We start from the raw sequence: 23,775 nt of genomic DNA, 5'->3' as shown, positions 1-23,775 counted from the left end.
TTTTGATGCAGTTTGCTGCCGGGCTTCAGTCCAGCGGCTTTTTTTCCTCATCGAGCGTAAAGCCTTCGCCCATGACGTCATGTACATCGGTGACGGAGACAAATGCAGACGGATCTACGCTGTTAATGATATTCTTGAGCCTGACGATCTCGTTTTTGCCGACCACGCAATACAGCACTTCACGTTCCTGCTTCGTATAGTGGCCGCGGCCCCTCAACACGGTGACGCCCCGGTCCATCTCCAGCGTAATTTTGTCCGCGATCTCATCCTGCCATTCGGAGATGATCCAGGCGCCGCGTCCCGAATATGCGCCTTCCTGCACGAAGTCGATGACCCTGGCGCCAACATAGACCGCGACCAGCGTGTACATCATTTTCGGCATCGTCAGATAGGTCGCCCAGGACAGCAGGATGACACCCGCATCGAATATGAACATGGTGCGGCCCATGCTCCATCCATAGTACTTGTTCGCCAGCCGGGCGATGATATCGACGCCTCCGGTCGTTCCGCCGAAACGGAAGATGATCCCCAGCCCGATGCCGATAAAGACCCCGGCAAACAGGGAAACGAGCAGGAGGTCGTCTTCCATGTGGACGCTATATTGATACGTCGTGAAGAGCCGGAGAAAGACCGACACGGCAACCGTCCCGACAACCGTATAGACGAACGTTTTCCGGCCGAGCAGTTTCCATCCGATAAAGAACATCGGCACGTTAAGGATCAGGTTCATGATCGCCGGATCCAGATCAAAGACGAACAGCAGGATCAGTGTCAGGCCGGTAAAGCCGCCTTCCGCAAGCTCATGCTGGATATTGAAATGGACAAGGCCAAAGCTGAAAATGGCCGCACCCAACAAGATCATGATCAGGTTTTTAATTTTTATTCCCCGGAACAAATGCATCACCCCTCCGAACAAGACTGAACCCCAAATCAAGTATCCTGTATTCAATTAGTTTTGACAATAGAGCAGAGGTTTATATACGATTGACGAAGGAGTGATCGAAATGAGTGAACCTCGCACAATGATGGACATGCAACAAGAAGTGGACCGTTACATATCCCAGTTTAAGGAGGGGTATTTCCCGCCTATGGAGATGCTTGCCAGGCTGACGGAAGAGCTGGGTGAACTGTCGAGGGAAGTGCAGCATGTGTACGGCACGAAAAAGAAAAAAACCGGGGAAGCGGAGAAATCTCTCGAGGAGGAGACGGGTGATCTGTTCTTCGTCCTCGTTTGTTTTGCCAATGCGAACGGAATCGACCTTGACCGGGCGCTGGCCGGAGTCATGGAAAAGTTCAACCGCCGTGACAGCGGACGGTGGACCAAAATTGGGGAGGAATGACGATGATCCGTGTTGCAGTAGCAGGTCCCCGCGGGCGCATGGGCGCACTCGCGGTCGAGACGATGATCACTGGAAGGGAATTTTTGCTGGTCGGTGTTCTGGACAGGAAAATGGCGGAAAGAGCGAATACGCTGGCAGGGTCCGTACCGATCTATACGGATATCCTGACGCTTGCAGAAGAAGCGAAACCGGATGTGCTGGTCGAATTGACCAACCATGAATCCGTTTACCCGAATACGCGTGATGCCATCCTGCACGGGATCCGCCCGGTAGTCGGGACCAGCGGGCTGACGGAGGAGCAGATCGGGAAACTTGCCGAACTTTCCGGGAAGCACGGAGTCGGCTGCATCCTTGCCCCCAATTTCTCGGTCGGCGCCGCCCTCCTCATGAAGTTTGCCGCGATGGCGGTCAAATATATGCCTGATGCGGAAATCATCGAGCTTCATCATGACGGCAAGAAAGACTACCCGTCGGGCACGGCAGCTCTGACCGCCAGAATGATGGCGGAAGCGGGCGGAGATGGTGGAGAAGGAGAAAATAGTGATGGCCGGGGCACGGACGTTTCCGGAATACCGGTCCACAGCGTCCGGCTGCCAGGTCTGCTTTCCCATCAGGAAGTGCTGTTCGGCGGCGAGGGGCAGCTGCTCACTCTCCGGCACGATTCATTCAGCAGGCAGTCTTACATGTCAGGAATGGTGCTTGCCGTAAAAGAAGTCATGAACAGAGATTGTCTCATAGACGGGCTGGATAAGATTATCGGATAACAGGAGGGGTCGCATGAATATTGCACTGATCGCACACGACAGAAAGAAAGATGACCTGATCCAATTTGTCATCGCATATCTGCCCATATTCAAGGAACACGCTTTATTTGCGACCGGCACGACGGGCAAGCTGGTTGCGGAGGCGACAGGGCTGGATGTTCATCGGTTCAAGTCAGGGCCGCTCGGAGGCGACCAGCAGATCGGGGCGATGGTGGCGGAAAACCGCCTCGACCTGGTTGTTTTCTTCCGCGATCCGCTTACCGCGCAGCCCCATGAGCCGGATGTGTCGGCGCTCCTCCGCTTGTCGGATGTGTACAAGGTGCCGCTGGCCACAAATATGGGCACGGCAGAAGTGCTTCTGCGCGGCCTGTCGGAGGACCATCTCGACTGGCGGCTCAACAAGAACCCGGAAAGCGGTGACAAAGCATGAGAAAACTCAGGATCGGCATTACCTGTTACCCGTCCCTCGGCGGTTCGGGGGTTGTCGCAACCGAGCTTGGCATCCTTCTGGCGGAGCGGGGCCACGACGTCCATTTCATCACGTCGGGCCGCCCGTTCCGCCTTTATATGGATCAGCCGAACATCACGGTGCACGAAGTGGAGGTCGGCTCTTATGCCGTCTTTAAGTTCACGCCATATGATATCGCCCTTGCCAATAAAATATCGGAAGTCATCGTCGATGAGGAACTGGACGTCCTGCACGCCCACTATGCAGTCCCGCATGCCATCTGCGCCGCGCTGGGGCGCGATATGGCAGGGATCAACATTCCGATCATCACAACACTTCACGGGACGGACGTGACTATCCTCGGCCATGATCGGACGCTTTCCGGCACAGTCAAATACGGAATCAATAAATCCGACATGACGACCGCAGTCTCCCATTCTCTCAAGGAAGAGACATACGAGCTGATCCGTCCGAATAAGGAGATCCGGACCATCTACAACTTTATCGACGATCGGCATTATCGTCCCGTGAACGCACACCACATGAAGGCGGGCCTTGGCATCACCGAATCGGACAAAATTGTCATCCACGTATCGAATTTCCGGAAAGTGAAGCGGATTGAGGATGTCGTCAGGAGCTTTGCCCTGATCAACAGGGAAGTGCCGTCCAAGCTGCTCCTGGTCGGAGACGGACCGGAAGTCGAGACGATCCATACGCTTGTCTCGGAGGAAGGGCTCGGGACGGAAGTACTTTTCCTCGGCAAGCGTGACGATCTGCCAGACCTGTTTTCAATCAGCGACCTGAACATGCTCGTATCCGAAAAAGAGGCTTTCGGTCTCGTGCTGATTGAAGCAATGGCATGCGGAGTTCCATGTGTCGGCTCTGACATCGGCGGGATTCCGGAAGTGATCGCGGACGGGGAAAACGGTTTTATCCGGCCGCTTGGGGATATCGAGGGATATGCTCAGGCAGCGATCCGCATCCTGAAAGAGCCTGATCTTGCTTTGAGGTTCTCCCGAGACGCCATCCGCTCGGTGCGGGAGCGGTTCAGTTCGGAACGGATCGTCTTGGAATACGAGTCGGCCTATTACGAGTTGCTGGAGCGGATGGAATCTTGACGGACAAGCACTGGCAGTCAGCATTTAAAATCGTGGAGCGCCTCAGGGAAGCCGGCTTTGAAGCTGTCATTGTCGGGGGTGCAGTCCGCGACCGGCTGATGGGACTGCCGGCTCATGATGTGGATGTCGCAACGGCGGCACTGCCTGAAGAGGTCAAGTCGATCTTCCCGAAAACGGCGGATGTCGGAATCGCACACGGCACGGTGATGGTACTCGATCCAGCGCCGCCGGTCGAAGTGACCACCTACCGGACGGAAGGCACCTATACCGACCACCGCCGACCCGATCACGTTGAATATGTCACTTCACTCAAAGAGGACCTTCGCCGCAGGGACTTTACGATGAATGCCATCGCAATCCGCGGGGACGATACCCTCTACGACCCGTTCGGCGGAGTAGAGGACATCCGGCGCGGCATTATCCGCGCGGTCGGCAATCCCGACGAACGATTTGGAGAAGATGCGCTCAGGATGCTGCGGGCGGTGAGATTTGCTGCGAAAACAGGGTTTGAAATCGCCCCCGCAACAAAAGCGGCTATCGCGAGGCATGCCGAAAGCATCTGCCATGTGTCCGTGGAGCGCGTCAAAATGGAAATGGACAAAATCTGGACAAGCGGCCGGGCGGGCCTGGCAGCACAGCTGATGGCAGAGACGGGTCTTGCACGGCACCTTCCGCTCATGGGTCAGGCATTTTCAAGCGAAAACCTCGGCATCTGGCAACTATTCGGTGAGCCGATGCAACCGGTTGAAGGCTGGGCGCTGCTTTACCGCCTTGCCGGGGAGCCGGACGGGAATCCATACAAACTGTCGAACGCCGAAAAGCGGTCGGTAAGAGATATTCTTGACGCCTGCCGGATCAGCCTTGAGCGTCCGTACAGCCGTATGGATGCTTACCGCCATCCGGAAACCGCGCTTATTGCAGGCGCCCGATTGGCCAATCTGACGGGAAAGGCAGCAGAGCAAGATGATCCAGGGGCAATCAGCAGGATGAAAAAGAGCCTTCCGATTTCTTCCCTGAGGGACCTGGCCATCACCGGCAACGACCTGATCAAGTGGTCAGGCAAAAAGGGTGGTCCATGGGTGAAAGAGTGGCTTGCAAACATCGAGGAAGCGGTCGTCATCGGGGATCTGAATAATACCCGGGAAGATATTAAAGGATGGTTTTTAAATGGAGACGAAAGTGAAGGACAAAGATAGTTTGCTCAGGCGGCTCATGGAAGCCGGCGGAGAACCGGTTTCCGGACAAATGCTGGCGGATGAGGCCGGTGTTTCCCGTACGGCCGTCTGGAAGTGGGTGCGCGAACTGGAGGAGGAAGGCTATACCGTCCGGTCCGTCAGGAAAAAGGGGTATGTGCTGGAGGCATCACCGGACCTGCTGACACCCGCGCTGATCCGGAAGTATCTGAAGGATGACCCATTTGTCAGCAACATCATCCATTTTGAGTCAGTCGGTTCAACAATGCCGATCGCCCACAGGGAAGCCCATGATGGTGCAACCGACGGAACGGTGATCGTTGCGGAGGAGCAGACGGAAGGACGGGGACGGCTCGCCCGGCCGTGGTCATCCACTGCCGGAAAGGGCATCTGGATGAGCGTCATCCTGAAACCCGACATTCCGCCACACCGGGCGCCCCAATTCACACTTATTGCCGCAGTGTCCATCTGCCGGGCGATCCGGGAAACGGCCGAAGTGGAAGCACGCATCAAGTGGCCCAACGATCTGCTGATCGGCGGCCGGAAAGTGACCGGCATCCTGACCGAACTTCAGGCCGACCCCGACCGTGTCCAGGCAATCATCATCGGCATCGGCATCAACGTAAACCAGGAGCCGGAAGACTTCCCTGATGAGCTGGCCGATATCGCGACGTCGGTCCGGATCCAGTCCGGCCAGCGGGTTGACCGTGCGGCATTAGCTGCAGCTGTGCTGCGGAATATCGGCTTTTATTCGAGGATTTATCTTGAAGAGGGGTTTGCGCCCATCAAAATGCTGTGGGAGGAAAACTCCGACACGATCGGCCGGAAAGTGAACGCGGTCATGATGCGGGAGACGGTCACCGGAACGGCCGTCGGCATCACGGAGGAAGGCGTGCTGGAAATCCGCACGGAAGACGGCAGCATTCGCGGCATTTATTCGGCGGACATCGAGCCGGCAGAATAACCTCTTGCGCCCCGAAACCGCTTTCTGCTATATTGAAGGCGGAGAAGGGCGGTATCTTAACTGAACTGCACCTGAAACAAAGCTGAACGACCGGAAAAAGCGAACCCACTCCCAAACGGGATAGGTCGCCATTACACTTGGTCCGCCTTGATCCGAAAAGACAGGGACGGAGAAGACCGGAATGACTATTCAGCCCTTCTGCCATTTTTTGGCGGGAGGGTTTTTGGTCTTCTCCAGGAAAGGAGAAGAACAGATGACAACCACTGCAGACTTCATAAAGAAAAAGAAGAACGGTGAGAAAATCGTGATGATGACGGCTTATGATTTTCCGACGGCGAAAATGGCAGCCGAAAGCGGAATTGATGTTCTGCTTGTCGGCGATTCACTCGGGATGGTCGTTCTCGGCTATGAATCGACCGTGCCGGTGACGGTGGAAGACATGATCCATCACGGCAAGGCGGTGCGCCGGGGGGCAGGACAGGCATTCACGGTAGTGGACATGCCGTTCGGCAGTTACCACGGGAGCATCGACCGGACGCTCGAAACGGCCGTCCGCATGTTCCGCGAAACCGGAGCGGATGCTCTGAAGCTGGAGGGCGCCGGAATCGTCACAGACGCCATCAAGACACTCGTATCGACGGGAATCCCGGTCGTGGCTCACCTCGGGCTCCTGCCGCAGTCTGCAGGAGTGACAGGCGGGTATAAAGTACAGGGCAAAACGGCGGAAGATGCCCTCCGGCTGATCCGGGAGGCAAAGGAAGTGCAGGAGGCCGGTGCCTGCATGCTCGTCCTTGAATGCATCCCGCACCAGCTGGCTGGCCGGATCACCGAAGAGCTGTCCATCCCCGTCATCGGGATCGGGGCCGGTTCGGAAACAGACGGCCAGGTGCTCGTCTTCCATGACCTGATCGGCTACGGCAGCCACCATGTGCCGAAGTTCGTCCGCCAGTTTGCGGATGCAGGGAAGCCGATCCGCGACGGAATTGCAGGATACGCAGCGGCGGTCAGGGACGGGTCCTTCCCGGCAGAAGCGCACCGCTTCACGATGAAAGAGGAAGAGGCGGGCAAATTGTATGGAGGGGATCCTGTTGAAGCGCATTGAGAAAGTCGGGGAAATGGATTCAGAGGCACGGCGGCTGGTGGCGGACGGGAAAAGCATCGGCTTTGTCCCGACGATGGGCTTTCTTCATGAAGGCCATCTGGCGCTGGCCGGGGAAGCAAGAAAAGAAAATGACGTTGTCGTCATGAGCATTTTTGTGAACCCTGCACAGTTCGGGCCGGGTGAAGATTTCGAGAGCTATCCGAGGAATCTGGAGAGGGATGCTGCGCTGGCGGAAAAAGCCGGTGTCGACATCCTGTTTCATCCTTCTCCTGAAGACATGTATCCCGAAAACAGCAGCATCCGCATTCTGCCCGGCAGGCAGGCGGACGTATTATGCGGCGCAAGCCGCCCGGGCCATTTTGACGGCGTCCTGAAGGTACTCACCAAGCTGTTCCACCTGACACGTCCGGAGCGGGCTTATTTCGGCCAGAAGGACGCACAGCAGCTGGCCATCATCGAGACGTTTGTCAGAGACTACAACTTCCCGCTGGAAATCCGGCGCATTCCGACTGTCCGTGAAAAAGACGGCCTGGCGAAAAGCTCTCGGAATGTGCGGCTGACTGCCCAAGAGAGAAAGGACGCGCCCGCCATCTATGCATCTCTCCGGGAAGGCGCCAGGGTGCTCCGGGAAACGGGCGATACGGAGCTGGCGCTTGGCACAGTCCGCGGCAGCCTCGGAAGCATTCCGGGAGCAGAGACCGACTATGCGGAAATCCTTGAATACCCGTCGTTGCGCCCGCTCTCCGCGGAATCGAGGGAAGCCATCATCGCCGCGGCGGTCCGTTTTTCCGGGGTGCGCCTGATCGACAACATCCTGGTCCCGCTGGAGAGGAAGACATCATGCTGAGAACCATGCTGAACGGCAAGATTCACCAAGCCACCGTCACCGAAGCGAACTTGAACTATGTCGGCAGCATCACAATCGACAGCCACATCCTGGACGCGGCCGGCATGCTGCCGAATGAAAAGGTCCAGGTCGTGAACAACAACAATGGCGCACGTTTTGAAACGTATATCATCGGGGGCAGCCGGGGAAGCGGGGTCATTTGTGTTAACGGAGCCGCAGCCCGTCTTGTCCAGCCCGGTGACATCGTCATCATCCTGAGCTACGTGCAGGTTGACGCGGAAGAAGTGGAAAATCATTTGCCGAACATCGTCCTGATGGGTGAAAACAACCGGATCGAGGCTGTGATCGGCCACGAGCCGGAAGCAACTGTTTACTGAGACGAGGGGTGCAGAAATTGCACGGACGCAGGAGGACTCTCCAGAATCGGATTTGCGTGTTGTTCGCGCGAAGCCGATTCCGGGGTGTTTTTTTGTGCAGGGATACGGGGTAACCACTCGGGATCAGGAAAGACATCCCCGTTTGCGACCGCACGGCATCAGTTCGCGACCGCAGCCTGGCGGTTAGCGACCGTGTCCAATGAGTTCGCGTCCGCACCTTCCGGGGGACGATTCTAAGTGCGGGGATGTGGTACAATTTCCGTAAGACACCGACGGACAGCGAGATGATATAGATGGATGGAAAACGATATGCGGTCGTGGATCTTGAGACGACCGGACATTCACCGAAAAGTGGAGACAGGATGATCGAAATTGGAATGGCCCTCGTGGAAAACGGGGCTGTGACAAAAACGTACTCCACTTTCCTGAATCCCGGCCGGAAAATTCCCGCTTTCATCAGCAGCCTGACCGGCATCCGTGATCACGACGTGGCGGATGCCCCCATGTTCGAGGACAGGGCCGCCGAGATTAGGGATTGGCTGGAGGGCTGTGTGTTCGTCGCCCATAATGTTTCGTTTGACCTGCCGTTCCTGCAGCATGAATTCCGGCGGGCGGGACTGCCGAAATGGAGCGGGGAAACAGTCGATACCGTTGAACTCGCAAAAATCATCCGTCCGTCCGCACCAAGCTTCAAGCTGCAGGATATTGCGGCGGAATTCGGCATCGGACTGGAAAACGCCCACCGCGCCATTGAGGATGCCAAAGCGACCGCGGAACTTCTGATCCGGCTCCAGGAAGAAACCGGACGGCTTCCGGAGCCGACGCTTTCCATTCTTCATAAGCGGTCATTCCGCCTGAAATCAGACTTGAGCTCGCTGTTCTACGGCGCGCTCAGGAATAAGCGCAGGCATGCTGCAGCGGAAGTCGGCTACCTGATTTGGAAAGGCATGGCCATAAAAGAGCCTCCTCATCAGAAAAAACGAATAACTGCCGATATCGATTATCCCGGAAATCCGCCGGAGAAGGAATCGCTATTGAGGCATGCGTTTGATCAGTATGAGGAGCGGCCGGCACAATCTGCGATGATGGATGCCGTACACAGCACCCTCGAGTCAAAGTCCGAACTCGCGGCAGAAGCGGCGACCGGCATCGGCAAAACTTTCGCATACCTTCTTCCGGCGGCAATCCACGCTATCCGTGAAGGAAAACCGGCTGTCATCAGCACTTACACCAACCACCTGACCGAACAGATTATCGGACGGGACCTGGAAAAGGCGGAGCGTGCCATCGGCGTGCCACTGCGCGCTGCGCTCCTGAAGGGGGTCGGCCATTACATCGATCTGGAGCGGTTTGCCGGCATCCTGGCGGCGACTGATGAATCTTATGACGAGACCCTTGCGATCCTGCAGGTGGTGGTCTGGCTGGCGGGCACAGAGACCGGCGACCTTGAGGAGCTCAATGTGTCCGGCGGCGGCCGGCTGTTCCTGGACAAAATCCGCAAATACCGGGCAGCCGTCCGTGACCGGGAACTGGAGAAAATCGACTTTTATCTCCGGTCGCTGGCTTTTGCGCGGAACTCGGATCTGATCGTGACAAACCATGCGATGCTCCTTTCAGCGCAGGACCGCGGCCAGTCACCCTTCCCTCTTTTGTCGGGAATGATCATTGATGAGGCACATCAGTTCATCACGGCGGCAAGGTCCCATGCGGAAACGCTCTTTTCCTACACGGACTTTAAATATACGCTCGGCCAGATGGGCAGGTCCGGCGAAGGGCTCCTTCAGGACAGGTTTGTTTCACTGGCCCGCAAAAACGGCATGCCCGGCGAGCGCGCAGCCGTACGGGCAGCAGATCAGTATGACCGGGCGATGGATGCATTCGATGACGCGTTTGAGGGCATTCAGCTGCTTATTCAGACATTGAGTGAAGATCGCCCGCATGAGCAAAAACGGACCTATGCGCTTGCGGATCTCGAACCGCTTGTCCCGGTATGCAGGGAGGCGGGCGAGCAGCTGTACGCGTACTTGGACAAAGTCACTGAACTCACCGCGCCGTTCGTTGCTTCCTGGCACCATGAGCCCGAAATAGCCAGATTCCTGTCGGAGTGGCAGCATTGGATACGAGAAATCCGCCTGCAGGCGGCCGGCTGGATGGAACTGTTCGGCCCGGCCGGTATGGATGACGCTGCCGCCTGGGTCGAGGCGGACCTGAGAAGCATTCCGGGCAGCCTTAAAATCGTCAGGCAGCCGTCCGACGTTTCCGGCATGATCCGTAAAGCGGTGAACCCGGACGGGCGGTTTGGCGTAGTCTGGACATCAGGGACGCTATCTCTCCCGGGAAGGGAGAGATTCATCGCCGACCAGATCGGGCTTCCCGGGACGATTGAGATTCAAAAGTTCACCGCACCGCCGGAATTTTACCGGGGGGCGAAAATGTTCATCGTCAGCGATATGCCGGACATCCTGAACGTGGCTCAGCAGGAATACATCGAATCCGTCGCCGATGCGGTCGTCCAGGCTGTGATCGCAACTGGCGGCAGGTGCTTCGTGCTATTCACCTCCCATGACATGCTGCGCAAAACCTACGAGCTGATTGTGGACAGCGAACTGCTCGCAGAGTACATGCTGATCGCTCAGGGAATTACGCCCGGAAGCCGGATGCGGCTGCTCAAGTCCTTCCAGCGGTTCAGCCATTCCGTCCTGTTTGGCACGGACAGTTTCTGGGAAGGGGTGGATGCGCCGGGTGATGCCCTGGCTGCCGTCATCGTCGTCCGGCTTCCATTCAGTTCCCCGGAGAACCCGCTGTTCAAGGCGCGGGCGGCAAAAATCGCCGCCTCGGGGAAAAATCCGTTCCAGGAGCTTTCCCTCCCAGAGGCCATCATCAAGTTCCGCCAGGGCTTCGGCAGGCTGATCCGCTCGACATCCGACCGCGGCGCCTATATCGTGCTGGACCGCCGGATCGAGAAGAAATCATACGGCAAGGACTTTATCCGGGCATTGCCGCCAGTTCCGGTCGAGAATGTCGGCCTCGGTGATATGGTGATTGAATTGGAAAGTTGGTATAATGACGAAGTATGAAGACAGAAGGCAGGTCTAATATGGAAAGCAGAATTGAAATTGTGAACACAGTCAAGGTCAAGTATCAGCCGGACCTTTACAAAATCGTTGATGCGCTTAACCGGACTTTGAAGGAAGACGACCTGATGTTCGGCCTTGCACTCGACCCTGAAGATCAGGAAACGGCTGTTTTCACGATCTACAGGACGTGACGGCGTGATGAAAAATTGGATCAGATTCATTGTCATCTTCTCGCTTGCCCTTTTCACACTGATCGGAGTCATCGCCTTTTATCAGGCACAAAAGCCGATCGGAAAAGCGGAAGAAAAAGCTGAGTCGCGTGCGCTCGAGGAAGGCCATCTTGTAGAAATCACCAGAGCTTATCCGGTTAACGGGGCCGAGCCGTCGATTACGGTGCTCGGCAAAGACAAGGAAGGCCGCCCGAAGGCCGTATTTGTCCCGGACGGAAAAAAAGGAGACATACGGGGCGTTCTGCTATCGGACGGCATCAGCACAAAAGAAGCGCTCTCCTCCGTCCGTGAGGAAATGGAGGTATCGGAAATTCTCCACGTCCATCTCGGTACAGACGGTTCCGGTCCGTACTGGGAAGTCGCCTTTATCGGTCAGGATGATAAGCTGAACTATGTCTACATGAACTTTAAGGACGGCAGCACACGCAAGAAAATATTGAACTTATAGGAAGGGGTTCCCGGCATGGACCGCAGACTTGCAAAACGGACTGAAACGCTTACACCATCTTCAACGCTTGCGATCACGGCCAAGGCGAAGCAGATGAAAAAAGAGGGGATCGATGTCATCGGACTCGGAGCAGGGGAGCCGGATTACAATACGCCGGACCACATCATCGAAGCCGCCTATGCCTCGATGAAGGAAGGCAAGACGAAGTACACGCCTGCGGGCGGTCTTCCGGAGCTCAAGGATGCCATCATCCGGAAAATGTCGGAGGACCACGGACTTACATACAAGCCATCTGAAGTGCTCGTCGGCATCGGGGCGAAGCATGTTCTCTATACGCTTTTCCAGGTTATCCTGGACCCGGGCGACGAAGTCATTGTTCCGATTCCTTACTGGGTCAGCTACCCCGAGCAAGTGAAACTTGCAGGAGGAGTACCGGTATACGTAGAAGGTTCTGTTGATTCCGGATTCAAGATTACAGCGGAGCAATTAAAAGACGCGGTATCAGAAAAGACGAAAGCGTTCATCCTGAACTCACCGAGCAACCCGTCGGGCATGATCTATACGGAGGAGGAGTTGCGCGATCTCCTGGAAGTATGCAGGGAAAGTGACATCCGGATCATCTCTGATGAGATCTATGAAAAGCTGATCTACGGTGATGCCGAGCACGTGTCCATCGCATCGCTGTCGGATGATGCGAAAGAACGCACAATCGTCATCAACGGCGTCTCGAAGTCCCACTCCATGACAGGCTGGAGGATCGGCTACGCTTGCGGCGACGAAGCGGTCATCAAGGCGATGACTGATCTCGCGAGCCACTCCACGTCGAACCCGGTCACGACGTCGCAATATGCGGCAATTGAGGCCTACGACGGACCACAGGATGCGGTTGAGACGATGCGCAAGGACTTCGGAAAGCGCCTGGATGCCGTGTATCCGCTCCTTTCAGATATCCCGGGCTTCAACGTATTGAAGCCTCAGGGAGCGTTCTACCTGCTTCCTGATGTGTCAGAGGCTGTCCGGAAAACCGGATTCGAGGATTCGGACGCCTTTGCGCGCGCGCTCCTCGAAGAAGCGAAAGTCGCGGTGATCCCGGGCAGCGGCTTCGGGGCACCGGATACGATCCGGCTCAGCTACGCCACCGAGCTCTCGCAGTTCAAAGAAGCCGTCCGCCGAATCCGTGAATTCGTGGAGGCCCGCTGGCAAGACTGAAATGATAATCGGAGGTTTACTTTTATGGATAAAATCATGATCAAAGAAATGCCTCAGCATGTCGGAAAAACAGTCCGCATCGGCTGCTGGCTCGCGAACAAGCGCTCGAGCGGGAAGATCGCCTTTCTTCAGCTGCGCGACGGTTCCGGATTCGTACAGGGCGTCGTCGTCAAAGCGGATGTTCCGGAAGACGTGTTCGCCACTGCAAAATCGATCCATCAGGAAACGTCGATGTACGTGACAGGCTCCGTCGTCGAAGATGAGCGGTCCGCATTCGGCTATGAGCTCCAGGTTTCCGGCATTGACGTGATCGGAGAGGCGGAAGACTACCCGATCACCCCGAAAGAGCACGGAACCGAATTCCTGATGGACAACCGCCACTTCTGGCTCCGTTCCAAGAAGCAGCATGCCATCATGAAAATCCGGAACGAAATCATCCGCGCAACATACGAATTCTTCAATGACCGAGGTTTCGTAAAAATCGATCCGCCGATTCTGACCGGTTCTTCGCCGGAAGGCACATCTGAACTCTTCCATACAAAATACTTTGAAGAGGATGCGTTCCTGTCCCAGTCCGGCCAGCTCCATCTGGAAGCAGCCGCGATGGCACTGGGCAAGGTGTTCTCGTTCGGACCGACATTCCGCGCTGAAAAGTCCAAAACCCGCCGCCACCTGATCGAGTTCTGGATGATGGAGCCTGAAATGGCGTTCACGGAACACGAGGAAAGCCTCGAGGTCCAGGAGCAGTATATCGAGCACATTGTCCAATCCGTTCTGAAAAACTGCAAGCTCGAACTCGGCGTGCTCGGCCGCGACACATCCAAACTCGAAAAGGTGCAGGCGCCGTTCCCGCGCATCACCTACGATGACGCGATCGAATTCCTTCACGAGAAGGGCTTCGACGACATCCAGTGGGGAGACGACTTCGGCGCACCTCACGAGACGGCCATCGCCGAACACTATGACAAACCTGTATTCATCGTAAATTACCCGACAGCAATCAAGCCGTTTTACATGCAGCCGCATCCTGACCGCGACGATGTTGTATTATGCGCAGACCTGATCGCGCCGGAAGGCTACGGCGAAATCATCGGCGGTTCCGAGCGGATCCATGACTATGACCTTCTGAAGCAGCGGATCGAAGAGCATCAGCTTGATCCTGAAGCGTACGCATGGTACCTCGAACTCCGCAAGCAGGGCTCCGTGCCGCACTCCGGCTTCGGTCTCGGACTTGAGCGGACAGTTGCATGGATCTCCGGTGCGGAACACGTGCGCGAAGCGATTCCGTTCCCGCGTCTGCTGAACAGGCTCTACCCATGAAGAAGATGAAGGAGGTTGATTCGGTGAACAGTCAGGATCGGCTCCGCATCTGGATTGAGCAGGGGAATGTCTCCATTTCCCAGCTCTTTTTTAGCTCTTATAAGCAGCTTGGCATCCGGGACCTCGATGCACTGCTTGTCCTGCAGCTGATGTCATTTGCCGAAGGCGGACAGGGTCTTCCCGGACCCTCGGATATTTCAGCCAGGATGTCACTGTCCGATGAGGAGATCGGCCACGGGCTCCAGCGCCTGATGCAATCGGGATTCCTGACGATTGAGCGGACGATGGACGAAAACGGCGTGCTGAATGAAAACTACAGCCTGCAGCCGCTCTGGACTCGCCTGGTCGATGCCCAGGTGCTCGGCTGTTCAGGACAGGAGGAAGAAAACCGGCAAGCGGAAGAAGGGGAGATTTTCGCCCTGTTCGAGCAAGAGTTTGGCCGGCTTCTTTCCCCGATGGAATGCGAGACGATCTCCATGTGGTTTGACCAGGACGGCCATTCATCCGACCTCATCAAGGCGGCGCTCCGCGAAGCGGTGATTGCACGGAAAGTGAGCCTCCGCTACATTGACCGGATCCTGTTCGAGTGGAAAAAGAAAAATATCCGGACCGTCCAGGAGGCGGAAGGAGAGGCGCGGAACTTCCGCGGCCATTCCCAGCCGCCCCGGCACGCATCCGGCAACGAAACCAAAAGGAAAGTCCCGTTCTACAACTGGCTGGAAGAACGGGACTGACCGGCAAGCCAACAACCGGATGGCCGGCTCCCTCTAATGGGGAGCCGGCCATTTCAGAAAGGACAAGGACATGCTGACGAAAGCCCAATGGAATGTATGCCGTGAAGAAATCGCCGACATGTATCCGGATGCGCACTGCGAACTCGTCCACGACAATCCGTTCGAGCTGCTGGTGGCAACGATGCTGTCGGCCCAGTGCACCGACGCACTGGTCAACCGGGTGACAAAAGACCTTTTCCAAAAATATAAACGCCCGGAAGACTACCTGGGTGTGCCGCTGGAGGAACTTCAAAACGACATCCGCTCAATCGGCCTGTTCCGCAACAAAGCCAAGAACATCCGGGCGATGAGCGAAATCCTGCTCGAGAAGTACGGCGGCATCGTCCCGGACGACCGGGACACCCTCACGACGCTGCCCGGAGTCGGCCGCAAGACCGCAAACGTCGTCGTCTCCGTCGCGTACGGCGTACCTGCATTTGCCGTCGACACGCACGTGGAACGGGTCTCCAAGCGGCTCGGTTTAAATCGCTGGAAAGACAGCCCGCTTGAAGTGGAGCAGAAACTGATGCGCTGGACACCGGAAGACGAATGGTCCCAGACCCACCACCAGCTGATCTTCTTCGGGCGCTACTTCTGCAAAGCGAAAGGACCCGAATGCGGCATCTGCCCGATCCTCAACATGTGCCGCGAAGGCCGCAAGCGCATGGGGCTCAACAAAAAAGAGGAAGACGCCGAATAAATGAAGAAACCCGGAATTGCCGATGACAAGGCAATTCCGGGTTTTTCGTTTGGAAGCTGGATGGCATGGAAAGTGGAGCGGCTTGGAAGTTCTCGTATGAAAAAAGGGGGGCAGGTTTGCATACGAAATCAAGAAGTTCGCGTATGAAAAGAGGCGCACTCACGGATTTGCTTACGAATCCAAGAAGTTCGCGTACGAAAAGTGAAACGGTTCCTACTCCATACGAAAAAACGGGGCTGTCCAATAAGTTATTAATACGATAAAAACAGCAAACGGCACGGACTCTGGTCGCTTACCGCGGGCCGGCGCCGAGCCCCGCGTAAAGCGGGTCTCGACAGCCCGGCTTTTCCCGCAGGTGTCTCCCGGCGTCCGTGCCGTTTGCTATATCATGTGCTGAATCCGACTTTTCGGACGGCCCCGCCTTGATTAAGGATTCTGGTCTTCGCCGTCCCCGTCTCCGTTTTGGTCATCGTTGCCATTGCCGTTTCCGGGGTTGGTCTGACCGCCCTGTCCGCCAGGGTTCTGCTGCTGTCCGCCGCCTTGGTTGCCTGAGCCGTCCTGTCCGCCCTGGCCGCCTTGGCCGTTGTTCGGGTTGCCTTGGTTGCCGGAACCGTCACCCTGGCCTTGGCCCGGATTTTGGTTTCCGGGGTTTTCAGCGTTGCCGCCGTCGCCCTGTTCCTCTTCATCCGGTTCCTGTTCGTTTTCGCCAGGCTCCTGCTCGTTTTCATCCGGTTCCTGTTCATTTTCTTCAGGTTCTTCCGGTTGTTCTTCTTCAGGGGCGCCTCCGATCTGGATGGAGACGGTGGCAGGGGCGCTGGTGGCGTCTCCGGATTTAGCCACAACCGAGAACGTATACGTCTTGCCCGGTTCGACTCCGGTGGCTGCCGCGGCCTTTTCCGTGGTGGTGGTCAGGTTTTTGGCACTGCCGCCGTCGACATTGTAGGTCACCGCGAATTCGACATCTTCTCCGCCTTCGTGGTTCCAGCTGAGGCGGACGAGATTTTGTGCTTCGTCATAGTCTGCGCTCAGACCGGTTGGCGCCGGGAGTGTTTCTTTTTCCTCTTCCTTTGGCTCGTACTTTTTGGACACCCGTTCAGGGACTGTGCCCCGGACAAATAGTTCCGTGCTCTTCCGGTCGGACGGTGTCCAGTCGCTTGCAAGCCGGAGAGGATCTGTGCCGATTTCGATCGTCGCTTCCACGACGGATTTCGGTTTCTTGAACGACGTGTGTTCACCGCGCTGGGCGAGGTCGCCTAGAATTTCAGAAAAGGCTCTTTGAGGGAACCAACGCTCTTCCCACTCGGTTAGCGGTGTGTAGTAGTCCTCATGTCCCGTCCAGACGGCAATGGAGTATTCCGGCGTATAGCCGACAAACCAGCTGTCCGGAACCGCCATTTTCTGGCCGCTGAATCGTTCCTCGAATGTTTTCGTGTCATAGTTGGTCGTACCGGTCTTGCCGGCCACGTCCAGGCCGTGTGACTTCACGTTGCTGTAAGCCGTGCCCTGCGGATTCTTCACCACATCCCGAAGAACGTCCGTAATCATGTAGGCGGTAGAGTCCTTCATGGCACTGACCGGTTTCGGGTTGAGATCGCGTTCCGTCTTTCCGTCACGCAGGACGACCTTTGTGATCGTGTATGGTTCGGTATACATTCCGCCGTTGCCGAATGCCGCATAGGCGCTGGCCATCTGGAGCGGGGAAGCTCCTACGCCGCCGCCCAAAGCGGAAGATGGATTGGGGCTTTCAACATCGATTCCGACTTTCTTTGCAAAATCGGCCGCTTTCTCAGCACCGACTTCCTCGAAGGTCGATATAGCCGGTACGTTCTGGGACAGATAAAGCGCTTTGCGCATGGTCATTTTGCCAAGGTAGCGGCCGTTCGCATTTCGGATCACCTGGTCGCTGCCTTTATACGTTCTGCGCGTGTCATCTACCGTCTGGCCGGTTGACCAGTCGAGGTACTCGATGGCAGGGCCGTAATCCAGGATCGGCTTGATTGTTGAACCTACGGAACGGCTCGTCACCAATGCAAGGTTTTTATCGCGTGGTTTATAATCGGGCCGTCCGGCAACCGCCTTGACGCCGCCGGTCTTTGTATCGATCACCACTGCACTGGAGGACGCTTCGCCCGGAATCTTTTCATGGGTGATGGTGGATTCGACCGTTTCCTGTGCTGACGGATCCAGGGTGGTGTAAATCTTCAGTCCGTCGGCAATGGAAAGGTCATGTTCTTCAAGCTCTTCTCTCACCATATCGACAAACGCTGCATATTTGTTGCTGCCGTGATGTTTCTGCTCCTCAGGAGGGATCAGCCCTTCTGTGACCGGCACCTCTTTTGCCGCATCCGCCTGTTCCTGGGAAATCTTTCCGTGCTGGACCATCAGGCCAAGGACGATGTTCCGGCGCTTTTCGGCGCGCTCGGGATGACGGTACGGGTTATAGCGGTTCGGACTTTGTGGCATTCCCGCCAGTAGGGCCGCTTCGTGCAGCTTGAGTTCTTCCGGCTCCTTGCCGTAGAACTGTTCGGCCGCCGTACCGAAGCCGTAAATGTTATCTGTCATAAGAACTTTGTTGAAGTACATCTCGAAAATTTCTTCTTTTTCGTATTTCCGCTCGAGCTGGAAGGCGAGCCAAGCTTCCTGGGCTTTCCGCTTCAGCGTTTTTTCGTTCTGGAGAAAAGAGTTCTTTACCACTTGCTGGGAAATTGTGCTCGCGCCCTGTGCGCCGAAGCCGTCCCGGAAGTTGGCAAGCACCGCTCCGCCAAGCCGCCACAGGTCCATGCCGTGGTGCTTGTAGAAACGGACATCCTCGGTGGCGAGAATGGCGTCTTCCATGATTTGGGGAATGTGCTCGTATTCCACGTACTCCCGATTTTCAGGCCCAAGTGTAAGGAGCGGTTCATCCGAGCCTTCCACATAAAGCTCCGAGGCTAGCGGGTCCTTCAGCGACTCTTCGTCCAGGTCGGGAGCGGTCGCTGCGTAGTAGGTGAACAGACCGGCCCCGAATACGAATCCGATGACCGCCACGAGGACGGCAATTTTCAGGATTGTTTTCAAGGTGGGCTTTTTCTTTTTGTTCCCGGTTTTTTTGGTGCTTTTGCGGTCCGTCTTGCGGGCCTGCTCCTGCTGCTTCCGCCTCTCGGAGCGTGATTGAAACTGGTCACTCATAGGTTTTCCTCTCTTTCTATTGCGTCAAGAAATGCCTAATTTCGCGATGGCGCCCAGATAGTCGAGCCTCGGCCGGAATCCGGCATTGAACTCGACGGCCTCATCCTCCAGTTCGGCGACCGGAATCGATTTCCGGCCTCCGTCCTTCATCCGCTTCCATGCACGGTCGACCAGATTGAACGGGACGATAAAATAACGTTCGGTTTCTGTGAACTTGACGATCAGGAAAGCAAAACCTCCCTGGTCCGTTACGCTCCTCATATGTTCAATCTGGTGCTCGTGAATGTTCTTCAGCGGAAAAGAGGAGCTGACTCCGGTCTCCTTCGCGTCAAAATCAATATGATGGCCGTGGTAGATCCCGTTATAGTCGGTCGTCGAGGGTGTCTTGAAGTATGCTTCGCGGATAACCGCTGCACTTCGTGACGGATAGTCGACCTTCACAATCTGGACGGGTACGGGTTTTTTGTGGATGACCGCGATGCCGTTTGCGAGATAGTAGGCATTGGACTCGTCCAATTCGTCCTCCAATGTCTTACCCCTATTGCTGAACGAGTAGTCTTTTTTCGCAGACTTCACCGCGGGCTTTTCGGCCGGAGTATACTTTCTTCCGCCGGGATAGCGAATTGCCATCTTTCTCACCTCGCATTCCACCTATCATACCACATTCATAGGACGGCTTATGGCAGTCCGGGGTTGCGGCCGCCGGGATGGATGTTTTTTACAAGTGCTGTCCGAGGAATGTCTGTTCCCCTCTTGGTGGTCACTTCCTATCATATTTGGTAGGATGAAGAAAACCAACTAAAAAGGAAGACCTATATATGAAACTTGATGAACTGACTTTAAAGCTGCTGGATGAATGCGGCAAATGCCGGCCACGCCATGCCCGCATGAGGGAAGAGGAGCGGGAGCCGGACTTTTTCGCTGAGGTCAAGCCATACGCGGACCAAGTCCACGAACGGATTGCAGAGTGGCAGAACCGATCAAAGGAATGGATCCGGCAAGATCGTCCGAAACATGTGCGGGAAGCGCAGATTGAAAACGCGGCAGACATGATGACACAGTTTGTTGTCCAGTCGTTTTATCCGAAAACCGGAAAAAAGCGTTTTTACGATTCAATCCAGTCTGTGGAGTATTTGCTGAAAACAATGATGACGGCGATGAAGGAGGGGGCGGATGGTGCTAAACAAGCAAAAGACCATCAGTGAACTGGTCGGTGATTGGCTGGCGGATCCGGAAATGCGCGAGTCGATCCGGCATCATCGCGTGATCGAAGGGAAGGAGGCGCGCTACGCGCCGTTTCCGGAGAGGCTCCATCCGTCAATCCGGAAAGCGCTCGAGTCGCGGGGAATCAGCCGGCTCTATACACATCAGCGGGAAGCATTCGACCTGGCTTTTTCGGGGAGCTCGTTTACTGCCGTAACACCGACCGCTTCGGGTAAGTCCCTCTGCTACCATCTGCCCGTCCTGCAGTCGGTGCTGGAAGACCGTTCGTCCCGCGCGCTTTATCTGTTCCCGACAAAAGCCCTCGCACAGGACCAGATGGCGGACCTTCACAGGCTGATCGAGGAAAGCGGGGAGGAAATCCTCAGCCACACGTACGACGGCGACACGAGCCCGGGCATCCGGCAGAAAGTCCGGAAGTCGGGCCATATCATCATGACAAATCCGGACATGCTCCACTCCGGCATCTTGCCCCATCATACAAAATGGGTATCGCTCTTTGAAAATCTGAAGTATATCGTAATCGACGAGCTTCATACGTATAAAGGGGTCTTCGGCAGCCATGTTTCTCATGTGCTACGCAGGCTGATTCGGATTGCGCGCTATTACGGCAGTGACCCGGTTGTCATCTGCACGTCCGCCACGATTGCAAACCCGAGGGAGCTCGCGAAATCGCTCGCAAACCGGGAGATGGCACTGATCGCGGACAACGGGGCGCCGGCGGGGAAAAAGCATTTCATCTTTTACAATCCCCCTGTCGTGCATCCGACATTCGGTATCCGGAGGTCTGCTGTGCTTGAAGTGCGCGACCTTGCCCGCAGGCTTTACCAGGAGAACATCCAGACCATTGTATTCGCCAAAAGCCGGGTGCGTGTCGAGATGCTGGTGACTTATATGAAAGAGATGACGAAAAAGAAGCTGTCGGACACGACGATCCGCGGCTACCGGGGCGGCTATCTGCCGTCGGAGCGGCGGGAGATCGAGAAGGGCCTCCGGAACGGCGACATCAAGACAGTCGTCTCGACGAACGCACTCGAGCTCGGGGTCGACATCGGCCAGCTTCAGGCGTGCATCATGACCGGCTATCCGGGCAACATCGCGAGTGCCTGGCAGCAGGCGGGACGTGCCGGCCGCCGGCAGGACGAGGCGCTGATCATCTACGTCGCCCAGTCGCTGCCGCTTGACCAGTATGTGATCGACCATCCGGAGTACTTGTTCGGCCAATCGCCGGAAGAGGCGCGCATTCATCCGGACAACATCCTCATCCTCATGGACCACCTGAAGTGTGCGTCGTTCGAACTGCCGTTCACGCTTGACGAACAGTACGGCGAGTTTGACGTGCAGGAGCTGCTTGCTTTCCTCGCGTCAGAGGGCATACTCGTCCAGGCCGGAGACAAGTGGCATTGGATGAGCGAGCGCTTCCCGGCAAGCGAGATCAGCCTGCGGTCCGCTTCGCAGGAAAACGTCATCATCATCGACAAGTCGGTCCCGCGCGACACGACGGTCATCGGTGAGATGGACCGCTACAGCGCGATGACACTCCTTCACGAAGAAGCGATTTACATCCACCAGGGGACCCAATACCAGGTCGAAGAACTCGACTGGGAAGAAAAGAAGGCTTATGTTCGGGAAGTCGATGTGGACTACTTTACCGATGCCAACCTGGCCGTCGAGCTTAAGGTCATCGCGGAAGATGAATTCGAAGAGCGGGACGGCCACACGGAATCGTTTGGAGACATCGCGGTGCTGGCCATGCCGACCATCTTTAAAAAGATCCGTTTCGACACCCATGACAATATCGGTTCCGGGCCGATCACGCTTCCGGCAGAAGAAATGCACACGTCTTCCGCCTGGCTGTCGTTCGAGCGGCCGGTGGACTGGACGGAATCCGACCTGACCGACACGATGACAGGAGCGGCATATGCAATGCATTCATTCATCCCACTGTTTGTCAGTTGCGACCGCTCCGACATCCATGTCGTCCCTCAGGTAAAAGCGGTCCATACGAAGCGGCCGACGTTCTTCGTCTATGACAGCTATCCGGGCGGCATCGGGCTCAGTAAGCGGATCCACCGCATGTGGCCGGACCTGCTCGAGCAGACGGCGGGCCATGTAGAACATTGCCCGTGCGAATCCGGTTGCCCGGTCTGCATCGGCGCCCAGGAATCCGGCGGGAACATTAAGCGCCGTGTCGCGGAGCTTCTCAGAAAGCTTGCGGGGTGAGTGGCATGTCTTATGAAAACCGACTGATACAGATGAAGAAGATGCTGAAAAAGGCACCTGCGGAAAAAGTAAAGGCGGCAGCTTTTAAAAAGCCGCCCGTACCGGAATACGCAGAAGGATGGGAAGCGGCCGGACTGAAGCGCATCGACAACCAGTTCGGCACGGTTTTCCTGAAACGGACGCACTACCCGGCGGATACCGTGCACGGCGGGCTGGCGCTTGGTTTGCTTGAAGAAGCGGCGTCTGTCTGGTCCGGCTCGGACGGCGTCCATCCGTTTTCGGAAGGGGACGAGAAAAAGCTTTTGTTTTTCGATACGGAAACAACCGGCCTCAAGGGCACAGGCTCGCTCATTTTCATGGCCGGCCTGCTCTCGACGGACGGAGAGGAGTTCACCCTCGACCAATATGTGCTGGCTGATCCGGCTCATGAGACGGCATTTCTGTTCGAGACGGGCCTATGGAAGCCGGGCCGCACCCTCGTCACTTATAATGGAAAAAGTTTTGACTGGCCCCAACTGCAGACCCGCTGGACAATGAACCGCGAACACCTACCGAAACTTCCCGATCCTGCGCATATCGATCTTCTTCAGGGCACTCGGCGCGTATGGAGAGGAAGCATCGACAGCTTTTCACTGAAATCAGTCGAGGAAGAAGTGCTCGGCTTTTACCGGGAAGATGATGTCCCGGGATTTCTCGCGCCGATTATCTATACCGATGCTGTCCGGAGCGGGAACCCCGACCTCCTGCTCCGCGTCCTTCGTCATAATGAGTGGGACCTGCTGTCGCTTGTCACGCTGTTCACTAAGCTGACCTCACTGCTCATGAAAGAGAATGAAGAAGAAACCCCGCTTCCCCATACGAACATCGGCAAATGGTTCGGTGATCTGAAGGCGTACGAGAAAAGCCGGGAAGTGCTTGAGGAAGTGACGAACGTCTTTTTCGACGAAACCGACGAAGCGTATTATTACCTCGGCTTTCTCCTGAAAAAAGAAAAGCGCTATGAAGATGCAGAATCCGCTTTTCTGCAGGCCTACAAGGGCGGTCTGGACGAGAGGAAAACCCTCCAGGCACTCGAAGAGCTGGCGAAGCTGCAGGAACACCGTCTGGGCAAGCTGCCTGAAGCGGAGATGAACTGCCTCCGCGCGGCAGGGCTCCTGAAAAACATGACGGCGCTGAAACCCTCCCGCAAAGAGCGGTGGCAGGAGCGCTTCGAAATCCGCCTTGCAAGAGTCCGGAGGAAACAGGGGAAATAA

General features: G+C 56.3%; 22 protein-coding genes. 19 read left to right on the top strand and 3 right to left on the bottom strand.

All coding sequences use genetic code 11. The annotated features are described in order from the left end of the window. Nucleotides 1-25 precede the first annotated feature (25 nt). Complete coding sequence (locus KHA84_RS08800; RefSeq protein ID WP_213423163.1) at nt 26-895, bottom strand: YitT family protein; 870 nt, start codon at nt 893-895, stop codon at nt 26-28. Between the two features lie 109 nt (nt 896-1,004). Between KHA84_RS08800 and KHA84_RS08795 the strand changes: the two genes are divergently transcribed. From KHA84_RS08795 to nth, 16 genes are all read left to right on the top strand, one after another. Continuing rightward, nucleotides 1,005-1,340, top strand: a complete 336-nt coding sequence (locus tag KHA84_RS08795; RefSeq protein ID WP_213423162.1) for a nucleotide pyrophosphohydrolase — start codon at nt 1,005-1,007, stop codon at nt 1,338-1,340. Further along, nucleotides 1,337-2,104, top strand: a complete 768-nt coding sequence (gene dapB / locus KHA84_RS08790) for a 4-hydroxy-tetrahydrodipicolinate reductase (protein WP_213423161.1) — start codon at nt 1,337-1,339, stop codon at nt 2,102-2,104. Before KHA84_RS08795 ends, dapB begins: the two co-directional genes overlap by 4 nt. Nucleotides 2,105-2,117: 13 nt before the next feature. Beyond that, complete coding sequence (mgsA, locus tag KHA84_RS08785; RefSeq protein WP_213423160.1) at nt 2,118-2,534, top strand: methylglyoxal synthase; 417 nt, start codon at nt 2,118-2,120, stop codon at nt 2,532-2,534. Then, entirely contained in the window at nt 2,531-3,670 is a 1,140-nt protein-coding gene (bshA, locus tag KHA84_RS08780) for an N-acetyl-alpha-D-glucosaminyl L-malate synthase BshA (protein WP_213423159.1), read from the top strand. Before mgsA ends, bshA begins: the two co-directional genes overlap by 4 nt. Continuing rightward, nucleotides 3,667-4,866, top strand: a complete 1,200-nt coding sequence (locus KHA84_RS08775; RefSeq protein ID WP_236823218.1) for a CCA tRNA nucleotidyltransferase — start codon at nt 3,667-3,669, stop codon at nt 4,864-4,866. Before bshA ends, KHA84_RS08775 begins: the two co-directional genes overlap by 4 nt. Then, a complete protein-coding gene (locus KHA84_RS08770) occupies nt 4,838-5,827 on the top strand; it encodes a biotin--[acetyl-CoA-carboxylase] ligase (RefSeq protein ID WP_213423158.1) in 990 nt (329 codons plus the stop codon). The genes KHA84_RS08775 and KHA84_RS08770 overlap by 29 nt, the downstream gene beginning before the upstream one ends. 253 nt (nt 5,828-6,080) lie before the next feature. Beyond that, nucleotides 6,081-6,929 (top strand): 3-methyl-2-oxobutanoate hydroxymethyltransferase, encoded by an 849-nt coding sequence (gene panB, locus KHA84_RS08765; RefSeq protein ID WP_213423157.1) that lies wholly within the window; start codon nt 6,081-6,083, stop codon nt 6,927-6,929. Then, nucleotides 6,916-7,776 carry a pantoate--beta-alanine ligase gene (gene panC, locus KHA84_RS08760; RefSeq protein ID WP_236823217.1) on the top strand — a complete coding sequence of 287 codons (861 nt, stop codon included), beginning with the start codon at nt 6,916-6,918 and terminating at the stop codon, nt 7,774-7,776. The genes panB and panC overlap by 14 nt, the downstream gene beginning before the upstream one ends. Next, nucleotides 7,770-8,153, top strand: coding sequence for an aspartate 1-decarboxylase (gene panD / locus KHA84_RS08755; RefSeq protein WP_213423155.1), 384 nt, complete (start codon nt 7,770-7,772; stop codon nt 8,151-8,153). The genes panC and panD overlap by 7 nt, the downstream gene beginning before the upstream one ends. A 293-nt stretch (nt 8,154-8,446) precedes the next feature. Beyond that, complete coding sequence (gene dinG / locus KHA84_RS08750; protein WP_213423154.1) at nt 8,447-11,230, top strand: ATP-dependent DNA helicase DinG; 2,784 nt, start codon at nt 8,447-8,449, stop codon at nt 11,228-11,230. Between the two features lie 20 nt (nt 11,231-11,250). Further along, nucleotides 11,251-11,421 (top strand): YpmA family protein, encoded by a 171-nt coding sequence (locus tag KHA84_RS08745; protein WP_092095094.1) that lies wholly within the window; start codon nt 11,251-11,253, stop codon nt 11,419-11,421. A gap of 7 nt (nt 11,422-11,428) precedes the next feature. After that, on the top strand, nt 11,429-11,908 hold the full coding sequence (locus KHA84_RS08740; RefSeq protein ID WP_236823226.1) for a cell wall elongation regulator TseB-like domain-containing protein: 480 nt from the start codon (nt 11,429-11,431) through the stop codon (nt 11,906-11,908). A gap of 15 nt (nt 11,909-11,923) precedes the next feature. Continuing rightward, a complete protein-coding gene (locus KHA84_RS08735; RefSeq protein ID WP_213423152.1) occupies nt 11,924-13,117 on the top strand; it encodes a pyridoxal phosphate-dependent aminotransferase in 1,194 nt (397 codons plus the stop codon). Between the two features lie 24 nt (nt 13,118-13,141). Next, a complete protein-coding gene (gene asnS, locus KHA84_RS08730; RefSeq protein WP_213423151.1) occupies nt 13,142-14,437 on the top strand; it encodes an asparagine--tRNA ligase in 1,296 nt (431 codons plus the stop codon). Nucleotides 14,438-14,460: 23 nt separating this feature from the next. Beyond that, nucleotides 14,461-15,171 carry a DnaD domain-containing protein gene (locus KHA84_RS08725; protein WP_213423150.1) on the top strand — a complete coding sequence of 237 codons (711 nt, stop codon included), beginning with the start codon at nt 14,461-14,463 and terminating at the stop codon, nt 15,169-15,171. 70 nt (nt 15,172-15,241) lie between these two features. Beyond that, nucleotides 15,242-15,910, top strand: coding sequence for an endonuclease III (nth, locus tag KHA84_RS08720; RefSeq protein WP_213423149.1), 669 nt, complete (start codon nt 15,242-15,244; stop codon nt 15,908-15,910). A 426-nt stretch (nt 15,911-16,336) separates the two neighbouring features. Here nth and KHA84_RS08715 read toward each other — a convergent pair whose 3' ends face one another. Beyond that, nucleotides 16,337-19,078 (bottom strand): transglycosylase domain-containing protein, encoded by a 2,742-nt coding sequence (locus tag KHA84_RS08715; RefSeq protein WP_213423148.1) that lies wholly within the window; start codon nt 19,076-19,078, stop codon nt 16,337-16,339. Nucleotides 19,079-19,102: 24 nt separating this feature from the next. Beyond that, nucleotides 19,103-19,708, bottom strand: coding sequence for a Holliday junction resolvase RecU (recU, locus tag KHA84_RS08710; RefSeq protein WP_213423370.1), 606 nt, complete (start codon nt 19,706-19,708; stop codon nt 19,103-19,105). Nucleotides 19,709-19,896: 188 nt separating this feature from the next. Here recU and KHA84_RS08705 point away from each other — a divergent pair, with 188 nt between their 5' ends. The 3 genes from KHA84_RS08705 to KHA84_RS08695 are packed head-to-tail and all read left to right on the top strand — an operon-like array spanning nt 19,897 to nt 23,775. Next, nucleotides 19,897-20,283, top strand: coding sequence for a YppE family protein (locus KHA84_RS08705; RefSeq protein WP_213423147.1), 387 nt, complete (start codon nt 19,897-19,899; stop codon nt 20,281-20,283). Beyond that, nucleotides 20,255-22,522 (top strand): DEAD/DEAH box helicase, encoded by a 2,268-nt coding sequence (locus tag KHA84_RS08700; protein WP_336511131.1) that lies wholly within the window; start codon nt 20,255-20,257, stop codon nt 22,520-22,522. The genes KHA84_RS08705 and KHA84_RS08700 overlap by 29 nt, the downstream gene beginning before the upstream one ends. 5 nt (nt 22,523-22,527) lie before the next feature. After that, complete coding sequence (locus tag KHA84_RS08695; RefSeq protein ID WP_213423145.1) at nt 22,528-23,775, top strand: ribonuclease H-like domain-containing protein; 1,248 nt, start codon at nt 22,528-22,530, stop codon at nt 23,773-23,775.

The organism is Bhargavaea massiliensis, from assembly GCF_018390575.1.
Classification (GTDB): Bacteria; Bacillota; Bacilli; order Bacillales_A; family Planococcaceae; genus Bhargavaea; species Bhargavaea massiliensis.
This window is presented reverse-complemented; position numbering and strand designations above follow the sequence as displayed.

Bases quoted from the DNA above. Each gene is read 5' to 3' on its own strand.
- KHA84_RS08795 (WP_213423162.1), top strand. From the start codon at position 1,005: ATGAGTGAACCTCGCACAATGATGGACATGCAACAAGAAGTGGACCGT.
- dapB (WP_213423161.1), top strand. From the start codon at position 1,337: ATGACGATGATCCGTGTTGCAGTAGCAGGTCCCCGCGGGCGCATGGGC.
- mgsA (WP_213423160.1), top strand. From the start codon at position 2,118: ATGAATATTGCACTGATCGCACACGACAGAAAGAAAGATGACCTGATC.
- bshA (WP_213423159.1), top strand. From the start codon at position 2,531: ATGAGAAAACTCAGGATCGGCATTACCTGTTACCCGTCCCTCGGCGGT.
- KHA84_RS08770 (WP_213423158.1), top strand. From the start codon at position 4,838: ATGGAGACGAAAGTGAAGGACAAAGATAGTTTGCTCAGGCGGCTCATG.
- panB (WP_213423157.1), top strand. From the start codon at position 6,081: ATGACAACCACTGCAGACTTCATAAAGAAAAAGAAGAACGGTGAGAAA.
- panD (WP_213423155.1), top strand. From the start codon at position 7,770: ATGCTGAGAACCATGCTGAACGGCAAGATTCACCAAGCCACCGTCACC.
- dinG (WP_213423154.1), top strand. From the start codon at position 8,447: ATGGATGGAAAACGATATGCGGTCGTGGATCTTGAGACGACCGGACAT.
- KHA84_RS08745 (WP_092095094.1), top strand. From the start codon at position 11,251: ATGGAAAGCAGAATTGAAATTGTGAACACAGTCAAGGTCAAGTATCAG.
- KHA84_RS08740 (WP_236823226.1), top strand. From the start codon at position 11,429: ATGAAAAATTGGATCAGATTCATTGTCATCTTCTCGCTTGCCCTTTTC.
- KHA84_RS08735 (WP_213423152.1), top strand. From the start codon at position 11,924: ATGGACCGCAGACTTGCAAAACGGACTGAAACGCTTACACCATCTTCA.
- asnS (WP_213423151.1), top strand. From the start codon at position 13,142: ATGGATAAAATCATGATCAAAGAAATGCCTCAGCATGTCGGAAAAACA.
- nth (WP_213423149.1), top strand. From the start codon at position 15,242: ATGCTGACGAAAGCCCAATGGAATGTATGCCGTGAAGAAATCGCCGAC.
- KHA84_RS08715 (WP_213423148.1), bottom strand. From the start codon at position 19,078: ATGAGTGACCAGTTTCAATCACGCTCCGAGAGGCGGAAGCAGCAGGAG.
- recU (WP_213423370.1), bottom strand. From the start codon at position 19,708: ATGGCAATTCGCTATCCCGGCGGAAGAAAGTATACTCCGGCCGAAAAG.
- KHA84_RS08705 (WP_213423147.1), top strand. From the start codon at position 19,897: ATGAAACTTGATGAACTGACTTTAAAGCTGCTGGATGAATGCGGCAAA.
- KHA84_RS08695 (WP_213423145.1), top strand. From the start codon at position 22,528: ATGTCTTATGAAAACCGACTGATACAGATGAAGAAGATGCTGAAAAAG.